Source organism: Niveispirillum sp. SYP-B3756 (genome assembly GCF_009495745.1).
GTDB lineage: Bacteria > Pseudomonadota > Alphaproteobacteria > Azospirillales > Azospirillaceae > Niveispirillum.
Window position 1 is genome coordinate 21439 of record NZ_WIDQ01000007.1, and the last position, 11927, is coordinate 33365.

At 64.7% G+C, this 11927-nt stretch carries 11 protein-coding genes; 6 read left to right on the forward strand and 5 right to left on the reverse strand.

Features of this window, described 5'->3' with window-relative positions:
- Positions 1-12 precede the first annotated feature (12 nt).
- The 4 genes from GE253_RS15175 (at position 13) to GE253_RS15190 (ending at position 4191) form a co-directional block, all read left to right on the forward strand.
- A complete protein-coding gene (locus tag GE253_RS15175; RefSeq protein WP_153205014.1) occupies positions 13-474 on the forward strand; it encodes a hypothetical protein in 462 nt (153 codons plus the stop codon).
- 64 nt (positions 475-538) lie between these two features.
- Positions 539-2233 carry a methyl-accepting chemotaxis protein gene (locus GE253_RS15180; protein ID WP_153205015.1) on the forward strand — a complete coding sequence of 565 codons (1695 nt, stop codon included), beginning with the start codon at positions 539-541 and terminating at the stop codon, positions 2231-2233.
- Positions 2234-2379: 146 nt separating this feature from the next.
- A complete protein-coding gene (locus GE253_RS15185) occupies positions 2380-2877 on the forward strand; it encodes a Fur family transcriptional regulator (protein WP_153205016.1) in 498 nt (165 codons plus the stop codon).
- A gap of 90 nt (positions 2878-2967) precedes the next feature.
- Positions 2968-4191, forward strand: a complete 1224-nt coding sequence (locus GE253_RS15190; RefSeq protein ID WP_153205017.1) for a GTP-binding protein — start codon at positions 2968-2970, stop codon at positions 4189-4191.
- A gap of 158 nt (positions 4192-4349) precedes the next feature.
- Here GE253_RS15190 and ihfB read toward each other — a convergent pair whose 3' ends face one another.
- Both ihfB and GE253_RS15200 read right to left on the reverse strand, forming a co-directional pair.
- Positions 4350-4637, reverse strand: coding sequence for an integration host factor subunit beta (gene ihfB / locus GE253_RS15195; protein ID WP_153205018.1), 288 nt, complete (start codon positions 4635-4637; stop codon positions 4350-4352).
- A gap of 336 nt (positions 4638-4973) precedes the next feature.
- A complete protein-coding gene (locus tag GE253_RS15200; RefSeq protein WP_153205019.1) occupies positions 4974-5657 on the reverse strand; it encodes a TetR family transcriptional regulator in 684 nt (227 codons plus the stop codon).
- A gap of 273 nt (positions 5658-5930) precedes the next feature.
- Between GE253_RS15200 and GE253_RS15205 the strand changes: the two genes are divergently transcribed.
- Both GE253_RS15205 and GE253_RS15210 read left to right on the forward strand, forming a co-directional pair.
- On the forward strand, positions 5931-8027 hold the full coding sequence (locus tag GE253_RS15205) for a 3-hydroxyacyl-CoA dehydrogenase NAD-binding domain-containing protein (RefSeq protein ID WP_153205020.1): 2097 nt from the start codon (positions 5931-5933) through the stop codon (positions 8025-8027).
- Positions 8028-8086: 59 nt separating this feature from the next.
- Positions 8087-9301 carry an acyl-CoA dehydrogenase family protein gene (locus tag GE253_RS15210; RefSeq protein WP_153205021.1) on the forward strand — a complete coding sequence of 405 codons (1215 nt, stop codon included), beginning with the start codon at positions 8087-8089 and terminating at the stop codon, positions 9299-9301.
- A 203-nt stretch (positions 9302-9504) separates the two neighbouring features.
- Here the strand turns inward: GE253_RS15210 and GE253_RS15215 are convergent, their stop codons facing one another.
- The 3 genes from GE253_RS15215 to GE253_RS15225 form a co-directional block, all read right to left on the reverse strand.
- Positions 9505-9972 (reverse strand): DUF1203 domain-containing protein, encoded by a 468-nt coding sequence (locus GE253_RS15215; protein WP_173012663.1) that lies wholly within the window; start codon positions 9970-9972, stop codon positions 9505-9507.
- 78 nt (positions 9973-10050) lie between these two features.
- Positions 10051-11118 (reverse strand): FAD-dependent oxidoreductase, encoded by a 1068-nt coding sequence (locus GE253_RS15220; RefSeq protein ID WP_153205023.1) that lies wholly within the window; start codon positions 11116-11118, stop codon positions 10051-10053.
- Entirely contained in the window at positions 11115-11828 is a 714-nt protein-coding gene (locus GE253_RS15225; protein WP_089286167.1) for a response regulator transcription factor CtrA, read from the reverse strand. Before GE253_RS15225 ends, GE253_RS15220 begins: the two co-directional genes overlap by 4 nt.
- Positions 11829-11927: the final 99 nt, after the last annotated feature.

Genomic DNA, 11927 nt, shown 5'->3' on the forward strand with positions numbered 1-11927 from the left:
GGGGAAAAGCCAATGAACAAGCATAAGGTCATGGGGCTCATCGCGGTCGGGCTGCTGGCGACGCTGCCCGCCCGTGGGGCCGAGATGGATGCCAAACAGGTTACCATCGCCGCCAAGGCGCTGGGCTTTGTCTCCCCCAAGGCATCAGCCGGCGCCAAGGTGGTGGTGACCGCCGGTGCCGCGCCGGTGGCGGCCGTGCAATCGGCCATGTCAGCCGCCAGCGTGGCCGCCGGTGATGCCGGCAGTGCCGCCGGTGCCTTCGCTGTCTTCGTGGCGTCGGCTGATGAAGCCAAGAAGGCCAACGGCAAGGGCACCGTCACCGTTGGCAATGATGTCGCCTGTGTGGATGCCGGGGCCTGCGTCATCGCCGTGGAGACCACGCCGAAGGTGACGATCTATGTCAGCAAGGCCGCCGCCAGCGCTGCGGGTGTCGATTTCGACCCCAACTTTAAAATGATGATCACTGAAAAGTGATCCCAGGGGCGGGGGCCGGCACTTGTCGGCACCCGTCCCATAATCGGGAAAGGAATGACGCGCCATGCGTTTCGATGACATTCCAATGGCTTTCAAGCTGTTCGCCGCGCCTGTGCTGGGTCTGCTGGCGCTGGTGGCCATGGCCGTCACCTCCCATCGCACGATGGGAGAGTTCATAGAGACCAGCCACGAAGTCACTGAGGTGCGCTTCCAGACGGCGGCTGAACTGTTGAGCGCCTCAAGCGAGTTGAACGGAGCGGTGCAGGAAATCTACTACGCCCTGGCCGCCGCTATGGCCGGCGGCGATGCGAAAAAATCCGCCACCATGCTGGATGGCGTCACCGCCCGCATGGACAAGGCCAAGGCCGCCATCACCAAGGTGCAGCAGGGCCTGCCCGACGGGCCGGTCAAGGCTGAACTGGCCGCCGTGGCCCAGGATATCGACAAGTTCGGGCAGCCGATCCAGTTTGTGAAGGAGATGCTGGCGATTGATGCGCAATCCGCCATCTCCTTCCTGGACCCGCTGCGCAGCAATCTGGGCACAGTGCTGGACCGGCTGGGCAAATTGTCGGTCAGCCAGCGTGATGCCGCCAACAGCGCCATGAAGCAGATGACCGCCAGTGCGGAAGGCACCCAGCGCAACTCAGCCATCACGGTGGGGCTGGTGGTGGTGTTGGTTGCTGCGATCTCCTTCTTCATCGTCCGCGCCCTGCGTGCTTCGATCCAGCGCATCTCGTCCGCGACCGCAACGCTGGCGGGCGGCAACACCACCGTCAATCTGGACTCCCTGGCCCGCAAGGATGAGCTGGGTGCCATCGTCAAGGCGCTGAGCGTCTTCCGCACCAGCCTGATCGACCGCGACCGGTTGGCCATGGAACAGGCGGAATCGGAAAAGCGGGCGGAGGCGGAAAAGCGCGCCGCGTCGCAGCGCATCGCCGACGGGCTGGAAAGCAGCGTGCATTCGCTGGTGGAAAAGCTGAACAAGGCGGCCCACCATCTGGAATCCAATGCGCGCGACCTGTCTCGCCAAGCCCAGCTGGGCCAGCAGCGCACCAGCGTGGTGGACCGGGCCGTGGGCGATGCCAATGGCAATGTGCAGGCCGTCGCCAGTGCCGCGGAAGAGCTGTCGGCTTCGTTCCAGGAGATCAGCACCCAGGTGAACAACGCCGCCAGCATGGCCAGCAATGCCCGCCAGAAGGTGGATGAAAGCACCCGCCAGATGGAACAGCTGCAAGGTCAGGGCGACAAAATCGGTTCCATCGTGCGGTTGATCTCCGACATTGCCAGCCAGACCAACCTGCTGGCCCTGAACGCCACCATCGAGGCCGCCCGCGCCGGGGAGGCCGGCAAGGGCTTCACCGTGGTGGCGAGCGAGGTGAAGAGCCTGGCCAACCAGACGGCCAAGGCGACGGAGGAAATCAGCAGCCAGATCACCGGAATGCAGTCTGCCACCCGCGCTGCCGTGCAGGCCATCACTGCCATCCAGCAACTGGTGAGCGACATCACGGAAGTCTCCGCCGCCATCGCGGCGGCGGTAGAGGAGCAGGATGCCGCGACCCGCGAAATTGCCCGCAATGTGCAGTTGGCCTCTCAGGGGACGGCCGTGGTGGCGGAAAATGTCGGTGGCCTGCAGGAAATCGCCAATACCACCCACCGGTCCAGTGACGAGGTGCTGACCTCCTCCCAGACCTTGGGTCAGGAAACCACGGCACTGAGCGAAAGTGTCTCCCGCGCCATCGCCTCGCTGCGCGCCGCCTGACCGCCCTTTTCTGGCATCGAAATGCACCTATGCCGCCGGCCCCAGTGCCGGCGGCTTTTTTCATGGCTGCCCGGCCCTGGCTTGGCGAATGCCGCCGGCTGGACTACCTTGGCTGCAAGCAACCTACTGGCAGGGGCCGTTTGGCCATGGACCATCACCACCATCATCATCATCATAGCCATGACGGGCATCGCCATGACCATGGTACCTGCGTCAAGGATGCCCTGGCTCGGGCGGAGGAAGTCTGTACCAGCCGGGGTTCGCGGCTGACAGCGCAGCGCGCCCGCGTGCTGGAACTGGTCTGGTCCAGTCACAAGCCGCGCGGTGCCTATGCCATCCTGGAAGACCTGTCGCAAGACGGCAAGCGGGTCGCCCCGCTGACCGTCTATCGCGCGCTGGATTTTCTGCTGGAACAGGGACTGATCCACCGGATCGAAAGCCTGAACGCCTTTGTCGGTTGTGCCGACCCCAGCACCCAGCATAGCGGGCAATTTCTGGTCTGCGAGAAATGCGGGGAAGCCACGGAACTGGTGGACCCGCGGATCGCCCAGACCATCAATGAAACAGCCCAAGCTCAGGGCTTTCAGGTTACCCGCCAGACGGTAGAGGTGACGGGCATCTGCCCTGCCTGCCGAACCAGTTGACGAAGCGGCCAAGGCCGCTCAAATGCACGACCATGACCCTTGCCCGGTCGCTATCGGGCACCTTGCTGACTGAAGACAGGAACCAACCCCTTGTCCACCCAACCCACGCCCCCCGCCCCGCCCGTACGCCTGCCCATCTCGGTGCTGACCGGCTTTCTCGGCTCCGGCAAGACGACCCTGTTGTCGCGCCTGATCCGTGATCCGGGCATGGCCCGCACCGCGGTCATCATCAATGAGTTCGGTGAGGTTGGGCTGGACCATCTTCTGGTCAGCAAGGCGGATGAGAATACGGTGCTGATGGATAGCGGCTGCCTGTGCTGCACCATCCGTTCCGACCTGTCGGACACGTTGCGCGACCTGTATCTGCGCCGCACCCGTGGCGAAGTACCTGAATTCGACCGGGTGGTGATTGAAACCACCGGGCTGGCCGACCCGGCCCCCATCCTGCACACGCTGATGACCGATCCGCTGATCGCCTCGCGTTTCCGGCTGGATGGCGTGGTCACCACCATCGACAGCGTCCATGGTATGGGCCAGTTGGACAAGCACGAGGAAAGCCTGAAGCAGGCCGCGGTGGCCGACCGTGTCGTGCTGACCAAGACCGACATTGCCGACAAGGCCGTTGTCGAGGCGCTGCGCCGCCGCCTGCATGACCTGAACCCCGGTGCCGTGCATGTGGATGCACAGACGGACGACGCCCTGCCCGTGCTGCTGTTCGATGCCGGCCTGTATAACCCGGCCACCAAGTCGCTGGATGTGCAGCGCTGGCTGAAGGCCGAAGCCTATGAGGGCGGGCAAGACCATCATCATGACCATGATCACGGGCATTGCGATCATGACCATGGTCATTGCCACCATGATCATGGGCACGATCACCACCATCATGATCACGATGCCCATGGGCACGACCATGATCACGCCCATTGCGACCATGATCATGGCCATTGCGATCATGACCACGGGCACGGGCATGACCATCACCACCATGATGTGAACCGCCATAATGACAAGATCACCAGCTTCGTCATCAAGGCCGACCAGCCGCTGCCCTGGGACAATCTGGTGAATTTCTTCGAAACGGTGGCCAAGGCGCAGGGCGACAATATCCTGCGCGTCAAGGGCCTGCTGAATGTCGAGGAGGCCGACCGCCCCATCGTCATCCATGGCGTGCAGCACCTGTTCCACCCGCCGGTGCAGCTGGATGCCTGGCCGACGGATGATCACAGCACCCGCATCGTCTTCATCGTCAAGGATCTGACCCGCCCGGTGGTACAGACCCTGTTCGATGCCTGTATGCAGAAGGCGGGGAACTGATACCAAGCTGCCTAAAGGTCAAGCTTTAGGCAGCTTGGAGGCCGGCGACCGCCGGCCCGCCGCACGTGCGGCGCAAGCCAAGGGCACGGAAGTGCCCGCCCGGCGCATGAGGGAACCTGAAATCTCCCTTGATCGGTCACGATCAAGGGAGATTGGTATTATTCCTCATCCATGTTCAGCCGCTCCCGCAGCTGCTTACCGGTCTTGAAGAAGGGGATGACCTTTTCATCCACATCCACGCTTTCGCCGGTGCGCGGGTTGCGGCCGGTGCGGGCGTCGCGCTTCTTCACCGAAAAGGCGCCGAACCCGCGCAGTTCCACCCGGTCACCCCGGGCCAGCGCCTCGGTAATCTCGTCAAATATGGTGGTGACGATCTTTTCAACGTCGCGCTGGTACAAGTGCGGGTTGCGCTCCGCCAGACGTTGGATCAGTTCCGACTTGGTCATACCTGTCAATCCCCCCTGGGATGTGGTGGCCTGTTCTAAACTCGAAGCGGGCCGGTGCGCCCGCTGCCACGGACGGCAGGCCGGACACGCTTGGCCACCTTTGCATCAATTCGTCCCCAGATTGCCGCAGCCAGCGTGGCGGCGCAAGGGTAAGCCGTTCTGCTGTAACGGATTTCACCCTATTGCTTTCGTCGGAGGGGCAGTGTGGCACGCCGGCCATAGCGGCGACGCCCTGAACCCGTTAATATGCCCGGACGATAGGTTTCATCCTGGCAACACAACGGCTTGGGGCGGGCGACTCCGGCAGGGTTGCCCGCCCTGATAATATCAAAGGTTTCACACCACGCGGTGCGGCGCCTCCAGCCCGGCGACCACGAAATCCACCACGCGCGCTGTCACCGCCGGCAGATTATCCAGGTGGCATTGGCCGCCGGACAGGGTTTCCAGCCGCTTCATGTCGGTATAAAGCGAATGCTGCACGCCCATGACAAAATGCAGCCGCCAGTAAACCTCCTGTTGTGGCAGGTGCGGCAGGGCGCGGGCCAGCGGCAGCACAAAACGCTGCAGGTGCCCGACATCCTTATCCAGCATCTCCCGTGCTTCCGGCGGGCCATCGCCCCGGGCAAAGGCGACGAACTGGTTGTACAGTGCCAGCCGATTGGAGGTGAAGCTGTAGCGGATGGCCGGCGCGATCAGCGCCTCCACAATCTCCCGCAGGGGTGGGGTGCCGCCACCGGCGCGCTCCTCTGCCTCCCGCAGCAGGCGGGCGCGTTCCCGGTTGAGTGCCACCGCCCCCCGGCGGAACACCGCCACCAGCAGTGCATCCTTGGACCCGAAATGGTAATTCACCGCCGCCAGATTGACGCCGGCCGCCGCCGTCAGTTCGCGCAGCGAGACGCTGGCATAGCTTTTTTCTGCGAACAGCTTTTCTGCCGCATCCAGGATCACCTCCTTGGTGTCCGGGCGCGCGCTGTCCGCCGGGGCCGTGCCCCCTTCCTTCTGTTCGGCTTCCGCCTTCATCCTTTTTTCGTCCCTACCCGTCCGTACAGGGCCGGCCCGTCCATCGGGCGGCCTTGCTATTGTTGGCCTGTATCAAACAGACGTTTTCCAGCTTAGCGTTCCCGCCGATCACTGCAAAGAGCCCAAAAGCCGGGGATAGGCTGTGGCTGACGCTGCGTCAACCACCCCTATCGCCTCGACAGGCAACGGGTTGACGCAAACACTTGTTTGAAACTAGCATACGAACAGCGATGAGGCGCTGGCAAAGGCGCCCACCTGAACGGAGGAAATGCCATGGACCGGCGGGTTGTCTTTTACGCCCGGCAGGGCGATGTCGGTGTCATCACGGTGGACAGCCCGCCGGTCAATGCCCTCAGCCAGGCCGTGCGCCAGGGTATCGGGCAGGCATTGGCCGAGGGGTTGGCCGATGCGGCGGCCAAGGCGCTGGTGATTCTGGGGGCCGGGCGCACCTTCATCGCCGGGGCCGATATCGCAGAATTTCTGGGCAGTGGGCTGGCCGAGCCCGACCTGAACGATATCAATGCCGCCATCGAATCATCACCGAAACCGGTGATCGCTGCCATCCATGGCACCGCCCTGGGCGGCGGGCTGGAGGTGGCGCTGTCCTGCCATTACCGCGTTGCCACCAGCGATGCCCAGGTGGGCCTGCCGGAGGTGAAGCTGGGCCTGCTGCCCGGTGCCGGCGGCACCCAGCGCCTGCCTCGCCTGATCGGTGTCGCCAAGGCACTGGCCCTGATCACCAGCGGCGATTTCCTGCCCGCAACGGACGCGATGGCGTTGGGTTTGCTGGATCATGTGGGCAGCGGCACGCCGCTGGAACTGGCCAGCGCCTTTGCCGCCAGCCTGCCGGCATCCCCCCCGCTGCCGCGCGCCAGCCTGCGCAGTGACAGGCTGGGGCTGGGCGATGGTGCCGCCGTGGCAGCCGCCCGGCAGAAGCTGGCCGACAGCGCACCCTGGCTGCACGCCCCGCAGCGCTGCATTGATGCGGTGGAGGCCGCCTTCACTCTGCCCTTTGTCGAGGGACTGGCGCGGGAACGCGCCCTGTTCTGGGATTGCATAGCGCACGATCAGTCCAAGGCGCTGATCCATGCCTTCTTCGCCGAACGCGCCGCCGCCAAGGTGGCCGGGCTGGGCGATGCCAAGCCGCGCCCTGTGACGCAGGTAGGCGTCATCGGCAGCGGCACCATGGGGGGCGGTATCGCCATGTGCTTTGCCAATGCCGGCATTCCGGTGACCCTGCTGGATATGGACAAGGCGGCGCTGGAAAGGGGCATCGGTATCATCGCCCGCAACTATGCCGCCACCGTGGCCAAGGGCCGGTTGACCCAGGCCACCATGGATAAGCGCCTGTCGCTGATCACCCAAACCACGGATTATGCCGACCTGTCCGCCGTCGATCTGGTGGTGGAGGCGGCCTATGAGGATATGGCGGTGAAACAGGCCGTGTTCGCCCGTCTGGGGGATGTCACCAAGCCGGGGGCCGTGCTGGCGAGCAACACCTCCACCCTGGATATTGATGCCATCGCAGCCGCCAGCGGCCGCCCGGCGGATGTGGTGGGGATGCATTTCTTCAGCCCCGCCAATGTGATGAAATTGCTGGAGGTGGTGCGCGGCCGCGACAGTGCGGCGGATGCCATCCAGACCGCCATGAGTATCGGTCGCAAGATCGGCAAGGTGGCCGTGGCGGTCGGCAATTGCGACGGCTTTGTCGGCAACCGGATGCTGCAATATTACGCCACGGAGGCGCAGCGGCTGGTGATTGAGGGAGCATCGGTCGCGGCGGTCGATCAGGCCGCCCGCCGCTATGGTCTGGCCATGGGGCCGTTTGCCATGGGCGATATGGCCGGGCTGGATGTGATGCAGGCCATCCGCGACCGCCGGGTGGCGGAGGGCAAGATCTATGGCACCGCCCTGTCCGACCTTTTGACCGCCGATGGACGCAAGGGGCAGAAGAACGGGCGCGGCTGGTATCACTATGAACCGGGCGACCGCACACCCCGCCCCGACCCCGCCGTGGCCGCCATGGTGGATGCCTATCGCCAGCAGCACGGCATCACCCCCCGCACCATCGGGGAGGAGGAGATACAGAAACGCTTGGTCTATGCCCTGGTGAATGAGGGCGCGCGCATCCTGGAAGAGGGCATGGCGCAGAGCCCGGGCGATATCGATATCGTCTATCTCTATGGCTATGGCTTCCCGGCCTGGCGCGGCGGCCCGATGAAACAGGCGGAACTGACGGGGCTGGCCGATGTGCTGGCCGATATCACCCGCTTCGCCCAGATGGCCGGCGACGACCCCACCGGCGCCCACTGGTCCCCCGCGCCGCTGCTGGTGCAGCTGGTGGCCGAAGGCCGGGAGCGGTTTGGTTGAGGGGGGTGCCATCGCGCTCCCTCCCCTCTGTCCCCAACCGGCCACCACAGGAGACCCCCATGACCGGCATTTTCACCCAAAGCCCGCGCACCACCGCCCTTCACGCGGCCCTGACCCGTTTCATGGACGATCATGTCTACCCCAACGAGGCCGCGCTTTACGCCCAGGTGGCGGCAGGGGAAACGCGGTGGAAGCCGCTGCCCCTGCTGGAGGAGCTGAAGGAAAAGGCCAAAGCCGCCGGCCTGTGGAACCTGTTCCTGCCGGACAGCGAACTGGGGGCCGGGCTGACCAATCTGGAATATGCGCCCTTGTGCGAGGTGATGGGACGCAGCCACTGGGCCCCGGAAATCTTCAATTGCAGCGCGCCGGACACCGGCAATATGGAAGTGCTGGTGCGCTATGGCACCCCGGACCATCAGGCGCGCTGGCTGAAACCGCTGCTGGCCGGCGACATCCGCTCCGGTTTCGCCATGACGGAGCCGGCGGTTGCCTCCTCCGACGCCACCAATATCGCCACCACAATCAAGCGCGATGGCGACCATTACGTGATCAATGGCCGCAAGTGGTGGACCAGCGGGGCCAATGACACGCGCTGCAAGATCATGATCGTCATGGGCAAGACCGATCCGGACAATGCCGACCGGCACCGCCAGCAATCCATGATCCTGGTGCCGACCGACACGCCGGGCGTCACCGTGAAGCGCCCGGTGCCGGTGTTCGGCTATGATGATGCCCCGCATGGTCATGCGGAAGTGCTGTTCGAGAATGTGCGCGTGCCGGTGGAAAACATCCTGCTGGGCGAGGGGCGCGGGTTTGAGATTGCGCAGGGCCGGCTGGGACCGGGGCGCATCCATCATTGTATGCGGCTGATCGGGGCGTCGGAGCGGGCACTGGAACTGACCTGCCAGCGCCTGCTGTCGCGCGTGGCCTTCGGCAAGCCCATCGCCACGCAAGGCGGGTGGCATGAACGGATTGCCGAGGCCCGCATCGCCATCGAACAGGCCCGCCTGCTGACCCTGAAGGCAGCCTATATGATGGATACGGTGGGCAACAAGGTGGCCAAGGCCGAGATCGCCATGATCAAGGTGGTCGCCCCCAACATGGCCTGCAAGGTGATCGACATGGCGATCCAGGCCCATGGCGGTGGCGGCGTATCGGACGATTTCCCCCTGGCCTGGGCCTATGCCAACGCCCGCACCCTGCGCCTGGCTGACGGACCGGACGAGGTTCACCGGGCGCAGTTGGGCAAGCTGGAACTGGCGAAGCACCGGTAACATGCTGCTTTGTAATGTATTCGCCGTACCGAGGCCGTGAACCATTATCTCAAGGAAATCAGCACCAGCGCATCACGGCGATCGGCATTCCACCAATCTCCCTTGACCGTGACCGATCAAGGGAGATTTCAGGTTCTCTCAGTCGCCGGGCGCTGCCTCCGGCCTCCAACCCACCTAAAGGTCAACCGTTAGGCGGGTTGGCATTACACCCGGTCCACCCGGCCGGCGTAACAGCCGCGCTTTGCGAAATGCACATGCAGATAGGCGATATCCGACCGGGCCAGATAGTCTCGCAGCAGGCCATCGGCCTCCTTCCCATCCACCACATCGGCCTCCACGATGAGATCATCCCTGTTGTAAGCGCGCACAGATAACAGACGCTTTGCCATCATCGGAGGTACCGTGTTTTCCACCACGCGGGTCGGCACAGGCCCTTCGGTTACAAAGATCGGGCCTTCCGCCCGATAGGGGCTGTTTGCCGGCTGGTGGCAGAAGCGAAGCAGCAGCACCGGCGTTCCGGCCGGAACATCGGCCAGGGTGACCCGGCAGGGATACATGCCTTCATCCGGTGCCACCATCCGGTGGATGCCCTGCGTTGCCAGGGTCGCATCATCCAGGCCAAAAAGCGGGGCGAACAGGTCGGATGACAGGCCGCTGATACGGTAGTTCATGGGGAGAAGCTCCATCACGGGAAGTGGATGGCGCTATCATGTCGGGCGGCTGTTGCGTGCGCGCTCCGGTTCTTGCTGTCAAAGCAGCCAGCGGCCCTCCAGCCAACGCAGGGCCCAGAGCGCCGGGCCGCCCTGTATCCACCATCGTCCCCAGGTGGCAAGCGCGGTACCGTCGCCGAGATCGATCAGGCAGGGCGGGGGCTGCCGCGGTGTTGGCTGGGCCGGGCGGCCGCCGGCCAGGGCGGCCAGATTGTTGGCCAGCGCTGGCCAGCCGGGATGGTGCCCCTCTGCCGGGCGCACCGCCTCCCCGGCGGCGATCATCCGCGCAAAGCCGGGCACGCCCAGGGCTGCATCGGTCAGCAACCGGCCATCCGCATCCACCGGCAAGCCGCTGTCGCGCAGCCATGCGGGGCCGGCGGCACCGGTTGCGTTCAGCAACAGGTCAAAGGCGATACGGTCGCCACCCTCCAGCACGGCCTCGTTCCCTTCCACCCGCAGCACGGGGGCCATTTCCTGCAGGATGGTGCCATGCGCGGCCAGCGCCTCGATCAGGCGCACACCGGCCGGTTCCGGCAGGCGGGTCAGCAGGCGGCCACGGGTCAGGATGGTGATGGCGATATGCCCGCCCTCCCGCGCGGCCAGCGCGATCAGGGCCAGCGCCAGCCCGCAGGCTGTGATGCCGCCGCCGGCGATGGTCAGGGCCACCGCCCGGCCGGGATGCTGGCGGAACCGTTCCACCAGCGCCTTGTGCAGGGCCAGCAGCCGGGGCAGGGGGCGGGTGGCGAAACAGCGGGGGTGATCCTGCGTGCCGGGCAGCGGTCGGGTCAGCGCCAGCGCTGCGATGGAGAGCAGGTCGAAGCCCAGCGGCTCCCCCTGGCGGCGATGCACCTGCCCTGCCGCCGGGTCAATGCGCGTTATATCATCATCGAAGAAATAGAGGCCATGCCGCGCGGCCATCGCAGCGGCATCCAGGCTTGCCGCCGTCGGATCGACCCGCCCGGCCAGGATGGGGGAAATGGCTTCTGTCCAGAATTGCGGCGCGGGGGCAACCAGCCCCAGATCATGGCCCGCCCGTTTCAGCCGGGCCAGACGGTGCAGCAATGGCGGCCGGGCGTGCCCGCCGCCCAGCAGCAGGATACGGCTCAACCCACAGCCTTCACCGCCGTTGCCTCAGCCTCCGGCGGGTCGCGCAGCACATAGCCGCGGCCCCAGACCGTTTCGATGTAATTGTCGCCATCGGTGGCCGTCACCAGCTTCTTGCGCAGCTTGCAGACAAACACGTCGATGATCTTCAATTCCGGCTCATCCATCCCGCCATAGAGATGGTTGAGGAACATTTCCTTGGTCAGCGTCGTGCCCTTGCGCAGCGACAGCAGTTCCAGGATGCCATATTCCTTCCCCGTCAGATGCAACGGCTGGCCGTCCACGGCCACCGTCTTGGCATCCAGGTTCACGGCCAGCCGGCCGGTGCGGATGACGCTTTCCGAATGGCCCTTGCTGCGGCGAATGATGGCCTGGACGCGGGCGATCAGCTCCCGCTTGTCGAACGGCTTGGTGATGTAATCATCGGCCCCGAAGCCCAGCCCCTTGATCTTGTTGTCCAGGTCCGACAGGCCGGACAGGATCAGGATGGGGGTGGTCACCCGGGCGGCGCGCAGACGGCGCAACACCTCATACCCATCAATATCGGGCAGCATCAGGTCCAGGATGATGATGTCGTAATCATATAGCTTGCCGATTTCCAGCCCGTCTTCACCCAGGCTGGTGGCATCGACAATATAGCCGCCATCCGCTGCCAGCATCAGCTTGACGCTTTTCTGCATCGCGGGATCATCTTCAACCAGCAGGACACGCATGTTTCTTCCCTCGGCGATGGGTTCAGGGTTACCCCTTCTGTGACCGGTTGTGCTGAGAACTCTTTTATGCAACCAGCCTGCGGCGCCACCAGGGCCTTT